The 16827-nt window shown below is 75.5% G+C and carries 16 protein-coding genes; 6 read left to right on the top strand and 10 right to left on the bottom strand.

All coding sequences use genetic code 11. The features are described from left to right. Positions 1–486: 486 nt before the first annotated feature. The 3 genes from erm (at position 487) to HNR12_RS02255 (ending at position 5419) form a co-directional block, all read left to right on the top strand. Positions 487–1326, top strand: a complete 840-nt coding sequence (erm, locus tag HNR12_RS02265) for an ErmE/ErmH/ErmO/ErmR family 23S rRNA (adenine(2058)-N(6))-methyltransferase (protein WP_179765888.1) — start codon at positions 487–489, stop codon at positions 1324–1326. Between the two features lie 356 nt (positions 1327–1682). Continuing rightward, on the top strand, positions 1683–4667 hold the full coding sequence (locus HNR12_RS02260) for a DEAD/DEAH box helicase (RefSeq protein ID WP_308251361.1): 2985 nt from the start codon (positions 1683–1685) through the stop codon (positions 4665–4667). Continuing rightward, positions 4664–5419 (top strand): SWIM zinc finger family protein, encoded by a 756-nt coding sequence (locus tag HNR12_RS02255; RefSeq protein ID WP_179765887.1) that lies wholly within the window; start codon positions 4664–4666, stop codon positions 5417–5419. The genes HNR12_RS02260 and HNR12_RS02255 overlap by 4 nt, the downstream gene beginning before the upstream one ends. Positions 5420–5460: 41 nt before the next feature. Here HNR12_RS02255 and HNR12_RS02250 read toward each other — a convergent pair whose 3' ends face one another. The 7 genes from HNR12_RS02250 to HNR12_RS28995 all read right to left on the bottom strand — a co-directional run bounded on the left by HNR12_RS02250 (position 5461) and on the right by HNR12_RS28995 (position 11921). Next, positions 5461–8067 carry a hypothetical protein gene (locus tag HNR12_RS02250; protein ID WP_179765886.1) on the bottom strand — a complete coding sequence of 869 codons (2607 nt, stop codon included), beginning with the start codon at positions 8065–8067 and terminating at the stop codon, positions 5461–5463. Positions 8068–8116: 49 nt separating this feature from the next. Further along, positions 8117–8527, bottom strand: coding sequence for an ACT domain-containing protein (locus HNR12_RS02245; protein WP_179765885.1), 411 nt, complete (start codon positions 8525–8527; stop codon positions 8117–8119). Further along, positions 8524–9063, bottom strand: a complete 540-nt coding sequence (locus HNR12_RS02240) for a GNAT family N-acetyltransferase (RefSeq protein WP_179765884.1) — start codon at positions 9061–9063, stop codon at positions 8524–8526. The genes HNR12_RS02245 and HNR12_RS02240 overlap by 4 nt, the downstream gene beginning before the upstream one ends. 137 nt (positions 9064–9200) lie before the next feature. Then, complete coding sequence (locus tag HNR12_RS02235; RefSeq protein ID WP_179765883.1) at positions 9201–9404, bottom strand: cold-shock protein; 204 nt, start codon at positions 9402–9404, stop codon at positions 9201–9203. A 266-nt stretch (positions 9405–9670) separates the two neighbouring features. Next, positions 9671–10687 carry a sigma-70 family RNA polymerase sigma factor gene (locus tag HNR12_RS02230; RefSeq protein ID WP_179765882.1) on the bottom strand — a complete coding sequence of 339 codons (1017 nt, stop codon included), beginning with the start codon at positions 10685–10687 and terminating at the stop codon, positions 9671–9673. 175 nt (positions 10688–10862) lie between these two features. Next, positions 10863–11183, bottom strand: a complete 321-nt coding sequence (locus HNR12_RS29000) for a hypothetical protein (protein ID WP_179765881.1) — start codon at positions 11181–11183, stop codon at positions 10863–10865. 123 nt (positions 11184–11306) lie between these two features. Continuing rightward, a complete protein-coding gene (locus tag HNR12_RS28995) occupies positions 11307–11921 on the bottom strand; it encodes a TetR/AcrR family transcriptional regulator (RefSeq protein WP_179765880.1) in 615 nt (204 codons plus the stop codon). 119 nt (positions 11922–12040) lie between these two features. Here HNR12_RS28995 and HNR12_RS02215 point away from each other — a divergent pair, with 119 nt between their 5' ends. Together HNR12_RS02215 and HNR12_RS02210 are read left to right on the top strand one after the other, a co-directional pair. Then, the gene (locus HNR12_RS02215) at positions 12041–12892 is read left to right on the top strand and encodes an SDR family NAD(P)-dependent oxidoreductase (RefSeq protein ID WP_179765879.1); all 852 of its coding nucleotides are present in this window, start codon (positions 12041–12043) and stop codon (positions 12890–12892) included. A 386-nt stretch (positions 12893–13278) separates the two neighbouring features. Further along, on the top strand, positions 13279–13812 hold the full coding sequence (locus HNR12_RS02210; protein ID WP_179765878.1) for a DUF1697 domain-containing protein: 534 nt from the start codon (positions 13279–13281) through the stop codon (positions 13810–13812). A gap of 29 nt (positions 13813–13841) precedes the next feature. Here HNR12_RS02210 and HNR12_RS02205 read toward each other — a convergent pair whose 3' ends face one another. From HNR12_RS02205 to HNR12_RS02195, 3 genes are all read right to left on the bottom strand, one after another. Beyond that, a complete protein-coding gene (locus HNR12_RS02205; RefSeq protein ID WP_179765877.1) occupies positions 13842–15026 on the bottom strand; it encodes a GDSL-type esterase/lipase family protein in 1185 nt (394 codons plus the stop codon). A 131-nt stretch (positions 15027–15157) separates the two neighbouring features. Continuing rightward, the gene (locus HNR12_RS02200; protein WP_179765876.1) at positions 15158–15733 is read right to left on the bottom strand and encodes a TetR/AcrR family transcriptional regulator; all 576 of its coding nucleotides are present in this window, start codon (positions 15731–15733) and stop codon (positions 15158–15160) included. A 150-nt stretch (positions 15734–15883) separates the two neighbouring features. Further along, a complete protein-coding gene (locus HNR12_RS02195; protein ID WP_179765875.1) occupies positions 15884–16294 on the bottom strand; it encodes a RidA family protein in 411 nt (136 codons plus the stop codon). Between the two features lie 82 nt (positions 16295–16376). On the opposite strand from HNR12_RS02195, the gene HNR12_RS02190 reads away from it, so the two are divergent. After that, entirely contained in the window at positions 16377–16754 is a 378-nt protein-coding gene (locus HNR12_RS02190) for a winged helix-turn-helix transcriptional regulator (RefSeq protein ID WP_179765874.1), read from the top strand. The last annotated feature ends 73 nt before the right edge of the window (positions 16755–16827 follow it).

Genomic DNA, 16827 nt, shown 5'->3' with positions numbered 1-16827 from the left:
CCCGTAAAACCGGTTGTCCGCCCTGACCTGCGGCCGATAGCCTGCCCGGCGTTATGGGAATCAACGCGATCTTCCTGCGCCGCTCCGCCGCCCGGTGGCCCGCGGCGCCCTCGCGCCGGCTCCGCCACCGGTCCGCAACCCCGGACCGGCCGCATCGACGCACCCGCGGCTAGGGTGCCCCCGGCATGACACCGCCGCCGCGCCCCCGCGCGCGGCAGGCGGGCACGGCGCCGCGCGCCTGAGCCCGCCCACGGCACCCGCCCCCGCACCCCGCCGCGCCTGACGCGCCCCGCGCGCGCCCGCACGCCAGGGCGCCCGCGTGCCTGCCTTCCCCCGGTCCGGGGCCCCGTCCCGTCCCTGCTCATCGGACGGGCGGCCCGGACCACCGCCGCACACCCGGCGCGCCCTGACGCGCGCCCCCGCTGCGTGCCGCCGTGCCGCCCGTCCTATCCGCCGCCCCACCGGGGCCGGCTGAACGGACCCGCCATGGCACGCACACCGCGCGACCGCGCACCCCGCACCACCTCCGCCGACCGCGGCCGGCGCACCGGCAACCGCCGCCGCTACTCCCAGAACTTCCTGACCGACCCCGCCGCGGCCCGCACCCTCGTGCGCGCCTCGGGCGTGGGCCCCGCCGACACCGTCGTGGAGGTCGGCGCCGGCGACGGCATGATCACCCGCCACCTCCTGCCCGCCTGCGCCCACCTCACCGCCTACGAGATCGACCCCCGCCTGGCCGACCGGCTGCACCGCCGCTTCGGCGCCCGCGCCCGCGTCGTCCGCGCCGACTTCCGCACCGCCCACCCGCCCTCAACGCCCTTCCACGTGGTGGGCAACATCCCCTACGCCATCACCGCCGACATCGTCGACTGGTGCCTGGCCGCCCCCGCCCTGCGCACCGCGACCCTCATCACCCAACTGGAGTACGCCCGCAAGCGCACCGGCGGGTTCGGCCGCTGGTCGCGCCTGACCGTGCTGCACTGGCCCCACTTCTCCTGGCGCATGGGCCCCCGCATCAGCCGCGACCGCTTCACCCCCGTTCCGCGCGTGGACTCGGCGGTGCTGCTGCTGCGGCGCCGCCCCCGCCCCCTGCTCCCGGCCCGCGCGCTGGGCGACTACCGCCGCCTGGTGGAGACCGGGTTCACCGGGGTGGGCGGCAGCCTGCGCGCCTCCCTGCGCACCGCCGCACCCGCCCGCCGCCTCGACGCCGCCCTGGCCGCGGCCGGGGTGCCCCGCGACGCCCTGGTCGCCGAGGTCTCCCCCGACCAGTGGATCACCCTGTTCACCCGCCTGCACCGCCTGCCACCGCCCCAGGCCGCCGACTGAGCCCCGGGGCCCGTGGCCCGAAGGGCCTCGCCGCCCGCCGGGCGGCCCGCCGCCCTCCTCGGGCAGCATCCGCGCGATCGCCGCCGGAGTCGGCCCCTCAGTCGAGGACGGCCCCGGCGGCGTCGGCGTTCTCCCCGGCCCCGGGGATCGCGGCGCCGTGCCCGCCACCCGCCCGGCTCCGCCGCCCGGCCCGACCGCCACCGCCCCAGGACGCGGGGCCGGCCCGAAAGCAACACCGCCCAGGCCGCCTCGACGAACCGGATCGCCACGCCCCGCGCAGGCCCCCGCCCCGGGATGTCGGCGGGCGCGGCCATACTGGTGGGCGGCGTCAACACGCGGGGAAAAGGGGGCAGGCGGTGCTGGTGCTGCACGGGTGGTGGCGCCCGGGCGCCCCGGGGGCACCCGGCGCGCTGCTGGTGTGGGGCGAGCACACCCCGCCCCGCGCCGCCGCGGCCCGCCCCGGCGTGCACCCCTTCGCCGCCTCCCCCGCCCGCCTGCGCACCGCCCTGGCGGGCCTGGCCCCCTCCGCGGCCGCCTCGGTGGAGCGGGCCGCGCTGCGCCTGCCCACCGCCCAGGGCGCCCCCCTGCCCTCCCCCGCCCACCACACCCCCGCACCCCAGGGCGCGGCGCCCGCCTGGGCCACCTGGCGGGTGCCCGCCCTGCGGCTGGGCCCCGCCGCCGCCCAGCCGCTGCTGCTGGCCCTGCCCGCCACCGGCCCCACCCCCGCGGGCCCCGCCCTGGCCCACCTCCAGGCCCTCGCCGCCTTCGCCGCCCGCCTCACCGCGCGCGGCCACCTGCTGCCCGCCCTCACCCCCGCCGGCGCCCAGTGGCGCCCCGTCCTCACCGGCGCCGCCCAAGCCCACCTCGACGCCCTCGCCGCCGCCCTGCCCCCCAGCGCCCAGGCCGAGGACCCCCACATCGACCCCTCCACCCTCCTCCTCGACGCCCTCACCCACCTGGCCGACGCCCACGCCCGCACCCTGCTCGCCCCCGGCCCCGCCCCCGCCCACCCCCTCGCCGCGGCCCTGGCCGCACCCCGCCCGCGCCCCCTCACCGCCACCCCGCCCGGCCTGGGCGGCCACCTCTCCACCTGGCACCGCGACGCCCGCCGCGCCCGCACCGGCACCACCCTCCTGCTGCGCCTGCGCGACCCCCACACCCCCCAGGAACCCTGGCACCTGGAGTTCTGGGCGGCCTCCCGCGCCGACCCCACCCTGCAGATCCCCGCCGCCGCCCTCTGGCAGGACCCCGACCACGCCGCCGCCCTGGGCACCGGCGCCGGCACCGCCCTGCTCACCCACCTGCGCGCCGCCGCCCGCCACTACCCCGCCCTGGCCCCCGCCGCCGCCCAGGCCGCCCCCACCCACCTGCCCCTCACCCTGGCCCAGGCCCACACCTTCATCACCACCCACGCCCCCCGCCTCACCGACGCCGGCATCAGCGTCGTCCTGCCCGAATGGGTGGGCCGACGCCGCCTGGCCCTGCGCATGACCACCCGCGAACGCCCCGCCGCACCCGGCGGCGGCATCGGCGCCGACGACCTCCTGGACGTCTCCCTGGCCGCCGTCTGCGACGACGACACCCTCGACCTGGACGAACTCACCCGCCTGGCCCGCCTCAAACAGCCCCTGGTCCACCTGCGCGGCCGCTGGCTGCAAGCCGACCCCGCCCACCTGCGCGCCGTCGTGGCGTTCCTGCGCCGCCGCGGCCGCGGCGCCCTCACCCGCGCCCAGGCGCTGCGCCTGGCCCTGTCCCCCGCCTCCCAAGCCCCCCTGCCCATCACCGGCCTCGACGCCGACGGCCCCCTGGGCGACCTCCTGGCCGGCGGCGCCCACCAGCGCCTGCGCCCCCTGCCCGACCCGCCCGGATTCACCGCCCATTTGCGCCCCTACCAGCGGCGCGGCGCCGCCTGGCTGCAGTTCCTGGACCGCCTGGGCCTGGGCGCCGTCCTGGCCGACGACATGGGCCTGGGCAAGACCGTGCAGCTCCTCGCCCTCCTGGCCGCCGAACGCGCCCCCGACCACCCCGCCCCGCCCGGCCCCACCCTGCTGGTGTGCCCCGTCTCCCTCCTGGGCAACTGGCGCCGCGAAGCCGAGAAGTTCACCCCCCGCCTGCGCCTGCACACCCACCACGGGCCCCGCCGCGCCCGCGGCAACGACCTCGCCCGCGCCGCCGGCGCCGCCGACCTCGTCCTCACCACCTACGGCACCCTGCGCCGCGACACCGCCGACATGGCGGCCCTGCCCTGGGACCGCGTCGTCTGCGACGAAGCCCAAGCCCTCAAGAACGCCGACTCCGCCCAGGCCCAGGCGGTGCGCATGCTGCCCGCCCGCACCCGCATCGCCCTGACCGGCACCCCCGTCGAGAACAACCTCGAAGAACTGTGGGCGGTGGTCGACTTCACCAACCCCGGCCTGCTGGGCACCCGCCAGGCCTTCACCACCGGCCTGGCCGCCCGCGCCTCCCGCGCCGCCCACCACGACACCCCCGACACCCCCGGCACCGAGGACGCCGCGGCGCTGCTGCGCCGCATCACCGGCCCCTTCATCCTGCGCCGCCTCAAAACCGACCGCGCCATCATCACCGACCTGCCCGCCAAGCACGAGATGCGCACCTGGTGCACCCTCACCCCCGAACAGGCCACCCTCTACCAGGCCGCCGTGGACGACATGGCCGCCCGCCTGGACCAGGCCGACCGGCGCGAGCGCAACGCCGCCGTCCTGGCCACCCTGGGCCGCCTCAAGCAGATCTGCAACCACCCCGCCCAGTTCCTCAACGACGGCTCCCCCCTGGCTGGGCGCTCCGGCAAGCTCACCCGCCTGGAGGACCTGCTGGAACAGGCCGTGCGCGCCGGCGACAAGGCCCTGTGCTTCACCCAGTACACCGCCCTGGGCCAGCGCCTGGCCCCCCACCTCCAGCAGCGCCTGGGCGTGGAGGTCCTGTGGCTGCACGGCGGCACCCCCCGCCACCGCCGCGAGGAGATCACCGCCCGCTTCCAAAACGCCCCCCACCCCATGGTGCTGCTGCTGTCCCTCAAAGCCGCCGGCACCGGCCTCAACCTCACCGCCGCCAACCACGTCGTCCACATCGACCGCTGGTGGAACCCCGCCGTGGAGGACCAGGCCACCGACCGGGCGTTCCGCATCGGCCAGCGCCGCGACGTCCAGGTCCGCAAACTGGTGTGCGTGGGCACCGTCGAAGAACGCATCGACGACCTCATCGAACGCAAGCGCCGCCTGGCCCAGGCCGCGGTGGCCACCGGCGAGCACTGGCTGGCCGACCTCACCACCGACCACCTGCGCGACCTGGTGCGCCTGGCCCCCGAGGCGGTCGCCGCATGACCCCCCGCCCCGCCCCGCCCCCACCCGGCACCGCCTGGGCCGACCTCCTGCGCGCCCTGGCCCCCGACCCCCCGCCGCCGGCCTGGCGGCGCGGCAGCGCCCTGGCCGCCTCCGGCGCCGTCACCGGCCTCAAGGTCCTGCCCGGCGAGGCCACCGCCCACATCCGCGACCACCACGGCCCCACCACCACCAGCCTGCTGTGGCCCCCCGCCCGCCAACAGGACTGGCAGCGCGCCGCCGAAGCCCTGGCCGCCCAACCGGTGTTCCGCGACGCCCTGCTGGCCGGGCTGCTGCCCGTGGAGACCGCACGCGTGTGCGAACTCCTGGGCTGGCCCGCGCTGCCCCGCCGCTTCGACGACATCGCCTGCGTATGCTCCTGCCCCGCCTGGCAGGACCCCTGCCCCCACGCCGCCGCCCTGCTGCTCGCCCTGGCCGACCAGGTCGAACGCGACCCCTTCACCGTGGCCGCCTGGCGCGGCTGCACCCGCGAGGACCTGCTGGAACGCGTCGGCCGCGCCGCCCGCACCCACCACCCCGCCCCCCAGGCCCCGGCCGACGACCCCGCCGCCTTCTGGGCCGCCCCCGCCCTCCCCGACACCCCGCCGCTGCCCGCCGCCCCCGCCCACTCCTGGGCCCCGCCCCCCGCCGCCGCCGGCCAGGACCTCGCCGCGGCCCTGGCCCCCCTCTACACCCGCCTGGCGGGCCCGCCCCCCGACCCCGACCACCCCGACCACGCCCCGCCCGCGGACTGAAGCGGCCCAGGCCCACCCGGCCCGGGCCGCCCCACCCCCGCTCAGCCGGCGCGCGCCGCGCGCACCCGCTCCACCAGCGCCGCACACCCCTCCGCCAGCGCGGCGGCGCCGGCCACCACCCGCGCCACGCCCCGCCGGACCTCCGCGTGCACCACCCCGGGCACCCGCTCGTCCAGCACCGCCAGCGCCTTCTCCGCACCACCGGACCGGTGGGCGGCCACCAGCGCCCGCGCCTCCTCCAGGCCCACCCGCCGCAGCGCCTGCGAGGACCCGGCGTCGCGCAGGCCCAGGAAGTGCCAGAACCCCACCGGCGGGAAGAACGGCAGATCACCCCGCGACCACCGGCGCCGCTTGCCGCACACCGTCACCACCTCCCACTGCAACGTGTCGTCCTCCACCGCATAGCAGCAGGCCCGCTCCAACTGCACACTGCCGTGCCCCCGGGTGACCAGCAACTCCACCCCCGACCCGGGAAAGCGCAGGACCCCCCAGGGCCGGCCCATCGCCCGCGCACGGTGGTGGCGGGCCCGCCGCCCGTCCACCCCCTCCACCAGGTAGTCGTCGGAGTAGCGCCCGGGCCGCTCGGTCGCCGCGGCCACCCGGAACCCCGACAGCCCGCCCGCCTGACCCAGCGGCGACTCCACACCCTCGGGCAGCCGCACCAGCGACAGGCTCTCGCGCTCCCACGCCCAGCCCTCGCCCGGACCCTCAGCGAAGAACGCCGGCAGGGACGCCTCCCCCGCCACCCCCTCACCCGACAGCGCGAACCAGTCAATGGCGCGCCCCCGCCGCCCGGCCAGCCACACCCCGGTGCCGTCGCTCAACTGCCCCTCGTCCCGCCAGCGCGGCGGAACCGCCGCCAGCCGGTACCCCGACCACTCGCTCACCGAGTGCACGGAGTACTCCCGCGCCCAGTCGGCCACCCGCCAGTCCCCCGCACCACCCACCTCCAAGCGCTCACCGGGCCGGTCCGACCAGTACGCCCACCCCGGCCCCCCGTCCTCGCCCGCATACGCCACCAGGAACCGCTCCCCCAGGCGGCGCACCACCGGCACCCCGCCCTCAGCCGGCTCCAACTCCAGCGCACCCACCCGCCCCGCGTGGTCCACCGCGATCGCGCGCTCGCGCCCCACCAGGGTGCACACCGGCCAAGAGGAGCACACCCGCAGCACCCCCTCCGGCCCGCCCAACTCCGCCACGGCCGCGTCGAACGCCGGCCACCCCAGCTCCTCGGGCAGCCCCCCGCGCAGGGCGCGCAGCAGCGGACCGGCCGCCTCCACCGCGGCCACCTCCTCCTCCACCCCCTCCAGCGCCGCGATCGCCGCGTCGTCCAGCACGCCCTCCAGCACCCCCAGGCTCGCGGCGGCCCCGGGCAGCCCCGCCGCCCCCACCTCACCGACCAGGCGCCGCACCCGCTCACCCACCACCGGCACCACCTCGGGCACCCCCGGAAACAGCGCCACGGCGCTGCGCGCACCCGAGCGCAGCTCACCCCGGGAATCGCGGTGGTGACGCGAGACCTGCCGCTCCAGCCGCGGCCCCAGCACCGGATGGCCGAACAGCCGGCCCAGATGCGGCCCCTCCACGAACACGAACTCCCGCCCGCGCGCGGGCATCTGCACCGGGACACCGTGGGCCAGGCACGCCGCCAACAGCTCGGCGTCCAACGTGCTGTACCCGCACTCCGACGACCAGGTGTCCAAGGGGCGGTCCTCGGCCCGCAGCCGCGGCGCCAACCGCGGCAAAACCCCATACAGCCGCGCCGGCATCCGCTGCGCCATCACCCCCTGAGAACTCCCGGTGTACTTGTACAGCCGCACGAACCGCTGCAGCCACCCCGCCACACCGCCCCGGGGCGTCACCTCGCCCCGCACCACGGCCTCCACCGCACCCGACGCCTCCAGCAGGTGCAGCCACGCCCCGCCGTCGTTCCTGACCCACCGCCCCGGCGGGAACAGCTCCCAGAACACCGCCAGGTGCTCCACCCCGGGCGGCGCCGCCGCGAACACCGCGGCGGCCTTGGTGAACAGCGCCGGAGGCACGGCCGTGCCCCGCGAGGCCGCCAGCAGGTCGGCCAGCGCCCGGGCCACCTCCTCCTGGCCGATTCCGGCGGCCGCGGCGGTCCTGGCCAGCAGCCCGTAGGTGCCGGCCGCCGGAGCGCTGCCGCCCGCGGCACGCGCGGTGACCAGCTCCGCCAGCGCCGGATAGGCCCGCTCCGGCGCCAGCGTCGCGGTGATCCACTCCTGGAAGGCCCGCACCTCCTTGGCGGGCAGCGCACCCGCGCGCGCCAAGAACAGCGCCTGGGCGGTGTGGTGCTCGGCGTCAAGGGCCAACCCGTGCTCGGCCTCGGCCCGGCGCGCCCGGGCATAGGCGCGCGGCGCCGCCCACAGGCACTTGTCCCCGCCCAGCAGCACCAGGCCCTGCGCCGCCGCGTCCCACAGCCACGGCAGCATCTCCACGGGCAGGTCCCGGGCCAAGCCCTCCACCGCGCGCAGGAAGTCCTCGGCCCGGCGCCGTGCGCCCGGCAGGTGCCGGTGCAGCCGCTCCTGGGCCTGGCGCGCCCGCACCAGCAGGTCGGGCCGGTCGCGGCCCGCCCAGTCGGTCAGCAGGCACACCGCGTCAAAAGAGGTGGGGAAGGTGAAGGTCATGCCGGGATGGTGGCACACCCCACGGACACACCCGGCCGCGCGCCGGCCGTCAGGCCGACCGGCCGGCCGCCGCCACCTCCTCCAGCAGCGCCACCGCCCGCTCCCCCCGGCCCTGCGGCACGAACAGGTGGTCGTGGTGGAAACCCGCCACCACGTTGCAGGCGATCTGCTCGCGGGCCAGCACCCCGGCCACCGCCGCCGTCAGCCCCACCGCGTCCAGCGCCGAACGCACCCGCAGCGTGATCCACGAACACGGAAACACATACTCCAGGCCCACCCGCTCGGCCTCGCCGCGCTCGCACACCACCGTCCACCCCTCCGCCTCGGCAACGGTCACCACCGCCGCCACCCCGGCGGGCACCCGCGCACCCGAGGCGAACACATACACCCCCGGATGCAGCTGCGGCTCCAACCCCGCCAGCAGCCGCCCCAGGTCGCGCTCCGGCCCCGGCCCGCTCACGCGCCCCGCTGCGAAGGCCGAATCCGAAACACCTGCAACCGGGTGTTGTAGTACTTCTCGGTCTCCCCGACCCACTCCATGCCCAACCGCCGCGCCGTGGCGATCGCCCGCGCGTTCTTGGGCCGCGCCACCGCGAACAGCTCCTCCACGCCCTGCTCGAACGCCCACCCCACCAGCGCCCGGCCGGCCTCCGTGGCATACCCGTGCCCCCACGCCCGCGGATCCAGCTGCCAGTTCAGCTCGAAGTCCTCCTCAAAGGGCGGCAGCAGCCGCAGCGACAGCCCGCCGATCAGCGCGCCGTCGGACTCGCGCACCACCGCCCACCGCCCCGCCGGCGGCACCAGGTTGGGCTGGGCCTCCACCCACGCCGCCAGCACCGACCGCATCGCCTCCACATCGGTGACCACCCGCATCTCCGGGGTCAGCCACCGCGCGACCTCCTGGGCACCGTAGATCCCCAGTGCCGCCTCAGCGTCGTCGGTACTCCAGTCGCGAATGGTCAGCCGTTCGGTGCGCAGCACGGGCGTCGTGGTCATAGGGGGCATGCTAACCAAGAACGGGCGGTTTTGACCGGCACCCGCCACCCCGACACCACCCACCCCGCACACAACGACGGCGGGGCCGCCCGGAGAAAAACTCCGGACGACCCCGCCGTACTGCGAAAACCTAGGGTTTAGAGGCCCTGGACGTTCTCGGCCTGCGGGCCCTTGGGGCCCTGCGTGACGTCGAACTCCACGCGCTGCTCTTCCTCAAGGTTGCGGTAGCCGTTGCCCGCGATGTTGCTGTAGTGGACGAACACGTCCGGGCCGCCCTCGTCCTGCTGGATGAAGCCGAAGCCCTTTTCGCTGTTGAACCACTTAACGGTGCCCTGCGGCATGTGCGTCTCCGTTTCGAGATCGGTCCCGACCCCGCACCCTGCGGCGTCGGCGGGTGCTGCGAACTTTCTCGAAAAGAAAAACGCCCGCTGGTCAACAACTCCGCAGGCGCAAAAAACATGCGCGTTCAGGCGAAATCACGACTGCAACCCGATGCCTCAACACTACCACCCATCGGCCCCCGCGCCAGGTGTGCTGCGTCACCCCCGCCCCACCACTGTGCAAACCCCCCATGACCAGCCACGACCCCCCGAAAAACCCGGCACCCCTAACGCGCGGCGGCCAACTCCGCCGGCAGACCGAACAGCGGAAACAGCCGCTCCGTGTCCAAAAACGAGTTCAACGCGCTGATCCGCCCCCCGCGCACCTCGATCACCTGCAACGCCCACGGCTCAAACCCCCTGCCCGGCACCGGCCGGTACTGCCCGAACGCCGCCGTGCCGTTGGCCGCCACCGGCACCAGCCGCGACCCCCGGCACCCGTGCCCCGGCCCCAGCATCCACGCACAGATGTCGGGCGCCCCCCGCAGCCACAGCGCATAGGGCGGCATCGACAGCGTGGCGTCCTCACGCAGCACCGCCGTCAACGCCTCCAGGTCATAGGACTCAAACGCCGCCACATAACGCCGCAGCAGCTCCTGCTGCGCGCCGTCGCCCGGCCGCAGCGGCTCCGTACCACCCAGATCACCCGCCGCCGCCAACGTCGCCCGCGCCCGCTGCAGCGCGCTGTTCACCGAGGCCACACTCGTCCCCAGCAGCTCGGCCACCTCCGCCGCCCGCCACGCCAGCACCTCCCGCAAGATCAGCACCGCCCGCTGCCGCGGCGCCAGATGCTGCAGCGCCGCGACAAACGCCAACCGCACACTGTCGCGCAGCGCCACCTCCTCGGCCGGATCCCCCGACCCCGGCAGCGCCCGCGCATCGGGGAACGGCTCCACCCACACGTCCTCGCCCAGCGCCGGACCCAGCACCGGCTCACTGCCGCCCGCCGGGCCCATGTCGACCGGCCGCGCCCGCCGCTCCCGGCCCTTCAGCGCGTCCAGACACGTGTTGGTGGCGATCCGGTACAGCCACGACCGCAGCGACGACCGGTGCTCGAAGCGGTCATAGGCCCGCCACGCCCGCACCATGGCCTCCTGCACGGCGTCCTCGGCCTCAAAGGCCGATCCCAGCATGCGGTAGCAGTAACCGGTCAGCTCCACACGGAAGCCCTCCAACTGGTCGGCCAGCTCGGCCGAACCCTGCGCCGGCACCTGCCGCCCCGACTCCGCGGTGAGTTCGCTCATGGGTGTGCCCCTCCGGCGCCGCCCGAAGGCCGCCTTTTCGCTGGTTATGTGACCTTCACCCCACCCTAGCCGCGGGGGGTGACAAACCGCGGGACCCCCAATCTTCCCGGATTCCTGACACCCGCCGGCGCCATGCTCGGCATCACCCGCCACCCCGGCGGCGGCGTCACCACCCTCACCCCGGATCCTCCGACCCCGGCGCCGCCCCCTCGCACACCCCCGACCCCCCATCCCCCGCCCCACCCCCGCCGCGCCGGCTCACCGCCACCAGCACCAACGGCACCGCCCCCGTACTGCGCAGCCACCGCAACCGCAACCCCGCGAAGAACAGCACCGCACCCGCCCCAAACCGCGCCCGCGACCCGTCGAACGTCTCGACCTCCACCTCACCCACCTTCACCACCACCAGCGCGTCCCGCCACACCGCCGCCTCATAGGGGCGCACCTCACCGCAGCCCAGCACCACCTCGCGCCGCACCACACCGCCACCGCCCATCACCACAACCCCCGCCCACGACGTCCGGACCCACACCGACTAGGACCGGCCCCGCCCCCCAAAACCATCGGTGCGCCCCCGCCCACCCCGAAAACCCCCACCCCCAACCCGCCACCGCGCGCCTCAGTCCGGCGCCCCGGCCGTCGGCAGCGGCCCCCGACCCGGCCCCGCCCGCAACCCGTCCACCAGCACCACGAGGTACCGGCGCCACCCCTGGGGACCCCCGCCACCCGGCAGCGCCATCACCGCGTCCACCATCGCCGCGATCGGCGCGATGTCGGCCTGGCTCACCCCCTCCCGCAACGCCCCCTGCTCCCGCGCCCGCTCCACCAGCTCACCGCAGTGCGCCGCGATCTCCGCCCGTGCACGCGCCAGCGGCGCACCCACCTCCCCGCCCTGACGCATCAGCTCCCGCAGCCCCCGACTGCGCTCCGCCCGCGCCAGCGCCTCCTCCAGGAACCCCGCCAGCGCCCCGAACGCGTCCGGCGCACCCAGCGCCGCACGCGCCATCGCCGCGATCTCCGCCAACTCCTCGGCGAACACCGCCTCGGCCAGCGCCTGCTTGTCGGGGAACCTCCGGTAGACCGTGCCCACACCCAGCCCCGCGTGGTGGGCGACGTCGTTGAGGGTGGCGCCCAGCCCCCGCTCGGCGAACACCTCCCGGCCCGCGGCAACGATGCGCCGCCGGTTCTCCTCGGCGTCGCGCCGCAGCGCGCGTCCCTGCCCCGGCTCTCCCATGCGGCCCTCTCCTGCTCGGCATCAAAGTGGATACACCTTATCCGGTTCGTGGTACGGTCTTCGTATAAGCGGATATCCAATATCCACATCCGTCGGCCGACCCAGCGGAAGGACCCGCAATGCGCACCATCGTCATCACCGGAGGAACCGACGGCCTCGGCAAAGGGCTCGCCCTGCACCATCTGCGCCGCGGGGACCGCGTCGTCGCGGTCGGCAGCACCCCCGCCAAGGGCCGCGCCCTCCTGGCCGCGGCCGCGCACGGGGGCGCCGCCGACCGCGCCGCCTTCCTCCAAGCCGACCTCACCTCGGTCGCCGCCACCCGGGAACTCACCGCCGCCCTGCTCGACTCCCATCCCCGCATCGACGCACTCGTGCTGTGCGCCAACCGCTACCGGATCCTGGGCCCCCGCCACCTCACCCCCGAGGGCTTCGAGCACAGCTTCGCGCTCGCCTACCTGAGCCGCTTCGTCCTCAGCCACGGTCTGCGCACCGCCCTGGAGGCCGCGCCGCGCCCGGTCGTCCTCAACGTCGGCACCCCCGGCGTGCCGCTCGGCCGCATCCACTGGGACGACCTCCAACTGGCGCGCCGCTACAGCGGCACCGCCGCCACCCTCCAGTCCTTCCGCGCCAACGACCTGCTCGGCGTCGCCTTCGCCGCCCGGCACCCCCACTCCCGGGTCCGCTACATCGCATACAACCCGGGAGTGGTGGCCACGGGCATGCCCGACCATCTGCCCCAGCCCCTGCGCGCCCTGACCAAGGCCGCCTTCCGCGTGATCGCCGCCCCGGTGGCCAAGGCGGTGCCGCCGATGTCCGGCCTGCTGACCGATCCGCCCGCCGAGCCCTTCACCGCCTTCGACCGCACCCGCCGACTGCCCCTCAGCGGCACAGCCTTCGACCGCGACGCCGCCCTGCGCCTCGACGACATCACCCGCGGCCTTCTCGACGCCCCGGCCGGCAAGGGTCGTTAGGGGTCGGTTTGGGCCCTGTTGTCGGTGCGGGTTTGGGGGTTGATTCATTTTTCAAAAATAAAACGGGCACCTTTACGACGTAGATTTATAAGGAGGTCGGAAACAGCGGTCCGAGCAACGGTGTCCTGCCCTTGCAGACGACCCTCCCGCACACCGCCCCCGGGCCCTTTCACAAGTCGCGTCCCGCTCCCCCAGGAGGCGGGGCCACCCCCGTGCGGGCCTCCCCTCCCCGATCGCCGCCCGCCGGTGCCCAGCCGGCCCCCCGGCCTCACACCGGCGGTGCGCAAGCGCGTTGGCGCGCACCGGTGTCACGCCCCCGCGATAACCTGCCGATTCGGGCCTTCCCGGGCCGCACGGCCCTCCACGACGGCAGGAGTTGACCACCGGTGACCAGGTACGCGGCGCTGCTGCGCGGCATCAACGTGGGCGGGCACAACAAGGTGCCCATGGCCGATCTCCGCGCCCTGCTCTCCGGGCTCGGCTACACCGAGGTGGGCACCCTGCTGCAGAGCGGCAACGCCGCCTTCACCGCCGCCGAGGACGACCCCGACCGCATCGCCGCCGCGATCGAGGACGCCCTGCGCGAGCAGATGGGCCTCAGTGTCACGGTCATGGCGCGCACCGCCGCCGACCTCCAGCGCGTGGTCCGCGGCATCCCCTTCGCCGTGCGCGATCCCGCCAAGTGCGCGGTGGCCTTCCTCAACACAGCGGTGGACCGCGACCGGCTGGCCGCCCTCGACCCCGCCGCCTACGCTCCCGAGGAGCTCGTGGCCGGCGAACGGGAGCTGTACCTCTACTTCCCCAACGGCCTGGGCCGGGCCAAGCTCACGCCCGTCCTGGGCTCCTACCTGCCCGGCCCGGCCACCGTACGCAACTGGAGCACCACCAAACGCCTGCTCGCGCTGGTCGAGGGCGGCTGACCCGCGGGACGTTGGAGGGCGGACGAAACCTAGCCCCGCGCGGGCGCGAAGGCGCCGCCGGAGGCGAAGACGCGCTCGGCGAACCGCTCGCCGATGCGGCGGTGCGCGGCCGCGTCGGGGTGCAGCGCGTCGGGCAGCGGCAGCTCGGCGTGGTCGTCGGGGCCGTAGAGGTCGAGCCCGTCCAGGTAGGACAGGTGCGGATCGGCGGCCTGGCGCTGGGCCACGATCCGGGCCAGCTCCTCGCGGATCACCGTGAGGGTCAGCTTTCCGGCCGCGCGCTCCGCGGGGTCGCCGGTGGCCCGGAAGCCCAGCCGGCCGGCGCGCAGCGCGTCGAGGTCGAACGCGCCCGGGCCGGGCGTGTCCTCGTGGATGGGGCAGTACAGCGGCGACACCACGAGCAGCGGGGCCGAGGGGTGGCCCTCGCGGATCGTGTCGAGGAAGCCGTGCACCGCCGGGGTGAAGGCGCGCAGCCGCATCAGGTCCAGGTTGACCAGGTTGATGCCGATCTTCAGGCTGATCAGGTCGGCCGGGGTGCCGCGCATGGTGCGCGCGGTGAAGGGGTCGAGCAGGGCGCTGCCGCCCAGTCCCAGGTTGACCAGCTCGACGCCGCCGCGCGCGGCGGCCACGGCCGGCCAGATACCGGTGGGAGCGGCGGCGTTGGAACCGTGGCTGATGGAGCTCCCGTGGTGCAGCCACACCCGGCGGCCCCGGTCGGGCAGGGGCTCCACCGGGGCGTCGGTGCGCAGCGCGACGAGTTCGGTGGTCTCGTTGTGGGGCAGCCAGATCTCGACGTCCTTGACGCGGTCGGGCAGCCCGGCGAAGCGCAGGGTGCCCGCCGGTCCGGGCCGTGCCTCGCGGGCGCCGGTGGCCATGGACACGGCCACGGTGGTGCCGCCGGGAGCGGCGGCGCCGTCGACGCGGCGGCCGTCGACGACCAGTTCGTACACGCCCTGGGGGCGCGGGGGCCCGCCCGTGTACACCACCCGGGTGGGCACCGCCTCCAGCTCGACGGCGGTGGCCGCCGTGCGGAACGCGATCCGCACCCCCGAGGGCTGGGCCTCGGCCATGGCCAGCTGCGGGTCCGGGCACTGGGCGCGCGCCCAGGCGGGGAGCCGGTGCGGGCGCACACCGTGCTCGGTGGTCTCCAGGTCGAGGGCGCCGCGCACGAGGTCGGCGGTGATAGGTGTGGTGGTCCAGGCGTGCGGGGTGGGCATGGCGGCAACCTGCGGTGGGTGGTGGGCGGCGCGCCGTGCGGCGGCACGGTGCTCGGTGTCAGGGGTGCGGGCGGGATACGCGGCGACCGGCCGCGGGCGCGGAGGGGCGGCGGACGCGGACTCGGCCTCACTCAGGTGTCGGGCCAGTTGCGCAGCAGCGCGTCCAGGGCGTCGATCGTGCGCGACCACGTCTCCTGGGTGTCGGGGGCGCTGCGGCTGAACCCGCCCCCCAGTTCCAGGCTCACGTAGCCGTGGAAGACGCTGCCCAGCAGCCGCACCGCGTGGGTCTCCTCGGCCTCGGGCAGGCCGTAGCCGCGCAGGACCGCCCGGGTCATCTGGGCGTGCCGGGCGCCGGCGCCGGCGGCGGCGGCGGCGGTCTCGGCGTCGAGCCGGAACTGCGCGGCGGCGTAGCGGCCCGGGTGCTCGCGGGCGTAGTCGCGGTAGACGTCGGCGAACGCGGCCAGGGCGTCCTTGCCGGCGCGCCCGGCCAGGGCGTCGGACGCGCGGTCGGCCATCTCCTCCAGTGCGACCAGCGCGATACGGGTCTTGAGGTCGTGGGAGTTGCGGACGTGGGAGTAGAGGCTGGCGACCTTGACGCCGAAGCGCCGGGCCAGCTCCGACACGGTGACCCGGTCGAACCCGATCTCGTCGGCGAGTTCGGCGCCCGCCTGTGCGAGGCGTTCGGCGGTGATTCCGGCACGTGCCATGGGCATCCCTCCCGCGTCCACACCCCACAGTAGACTGCCTAAAACCTTTAGGCAAATCGACTAGGATTTTAGGTTGGTGCCTTCCACCGCCTCGGGCACCGGACGGCCCCGGTCCTGCGCGCAGGACCGGGGCCGTCCGGTGCGCCCGGCTCAGTCGAGCACGGCGAACGCCTCGACCTCGACGAGCACGTCGGGCTCGAAGAGGTAGTCGACGCCGATGAGCGAGACCGGCGGCAGCGGGCGCGGGATGCCCAGTTCCTCGGCGACGTTGTCGATGCCCGCCATGAAGGCGTCCATCTTGTCGGGGCTCCAGTCGGTCACGAAGAACCGCAGGCGCACCACGTCGGTGAAGACCGCGCCCGCCCCGGCCAGTCCGCGCGCGGTGTTGCGCAGAGCCTGCTCGACCTGGCCGGTGAGGTCGCCGGTGGCCACGGGCTTGGCCTCGGCGTCGCGCGCGATCTGCCCGGCCACGTGCACATGGCGGGTGCCCGTGCCGATGGAGACGTGGTTGTAGGGCACCGGCTGCATCATGCCCTCGGGAGACAGCATCTGGACTGCCATGGGAATGTCCTTTCCCCTTGTCCGAAACAGGTATCTCATGTCTACTTGGTAGACAAAGGGAACTTCAACGAGACTAGGTGTCATGCAGGAAACCGCCGATACCACCGCCCAACGCGGCACAATCACCCCCAAGCACCGCGAACTGCTGGACCAGGTGCTGGACAAGTGGTCGCTCCAGGTGCTGGACCAGCTGTGCGAGCGGCCGCTGCGCTTCAACGAACTGCGCCGCGCGATCCCCGTCGTCACGCAGAAGTCGCTGACAGCGACCCTGCGGCGCCTCGAACGCAACGGGATGGTCGAACGCGTCATCGTCAGCACGCGGCCGCTGGCCGTGGAGTACCGCATCGCACCGCTGGGCAGGACCCTCCAGGACCTCATCGACGCGCTGCTGGACTGGTCGGCCGCCAACATGCCCGCCGTCGAGCGCGCCCGCGAGCGGTTCGACACCGAGGAGGTCTAGGCCGGGGAGGTCTGGGCGGAGGATCTGGCCGGGTGCCGGCGGACCCGTGCGGCCGCCAACCGGCCCGCAAAGG

The organism is Streptomonospora nanhaiensis (genome assembly GCF_013410565.1).
GTDB classification, from domain to species: Bacteria; Actinomycetota; Actinomycetes; order Streptosporangiales; family Streptosporangiaceae; genus Streptomonospora; species Streptomonospora nanhaiensis.
This window is presented reverse-complemented; position numbering and strand designations above follow the sequence as displayed.

Bases quoted from the DNA above. Each gene is read 5' to 3' on its own strand.
- HNR12_RS02250 (WP_179765886.1), bottom strand. From the start codon at position 8,067: ATGACCTTCACCTTCCCCACCTCTTTTGACGCGGTGTGCCTGCTGACC.
- HNR12_RS02215 (WP_179765879.1), top strand. From the start codon at position 12,041: ATGCGCACCATCGTCATCACCGGAGGAACCGACGGCCTCGGCAAAGGG.
- HNR12_RS02195 (WP_179765875.1), bottom strand. From the start codon at position 16,294: ATGGCAGTCCAGATGCTGTCTCCCGAGGGCATGATGCAGCCGGTGCCC.
- HNR12_RS29000 (WP_179765881.1), bottom strand. From the start codon at position 11,183: ATGGGCGGTGGCGGTGTGGTGCGGCGCGAGGTGGTGCTGGGCTGCGGT.
- HNR12_RS02230 (WP_179765882.1), bottom strand. From the start codon at position 10,687: ATGAGCGAACTCACCGCGGAGTCGGGGCGGCAGGTGCCGGCGCAGGGT.
- HNR12_RS02240 (WP_179765884.1), bottom strand. From the start codon at position 9,063: ATGACCACGACGCCCGTGCTGCGCACCGAACGGCTGACCATTCGCGAC.
- HNR12_RS02205 (WP_179765877.1), bottom strand. From the start codon at position 15,026: ATGCCCACCCCGCACGCCTGGACCACCACACCTATCACCGCCGACCTC.
- HNR12_RS02190 (WP_179765874.1), top strand. From the start codon at position 16,377: ATGCAGGAAACCGCCGATACCACCGCCCAACGCGGCACAATCACCCCC.
- erm (WP_179765888.1), top strand. From the start codon at position 487: ATGGCACGCACACCGCGCGACCGCGCACCCCGCACCACCTCCGCCGAC.
- HNR12_RS02255 (WP_179765887.1), top strand. From the start codon at position 4,664: ATGACCCCCCGCCCCGCCCCGCCCCCACCCGGCACCGCCTGGGCCGAC.
- HNR12_RS02200 (WP_179765876.1), bottom strand. From the start codon at position 15,733: ATGGCACGTGCCGGAATCACCGCCGAACGCCTCGCACAGGCGGGCGCC.
- HNR12_RS28995 (WP_179765880.1), bottom strand. From the start codon at position 11,921: ATGGGAGAGCCGGGGCAGGGACGCGCGCTGCGGCGCGACGCCGAGGAG.
- HNR12_RS02235 (WP_179765883.1), bottom strand. From the start codon at position 9,404: ATGCCGCAGGGCACCGTTAAGTGGTTCAACAGCGAAAAGGGCTTCGGC.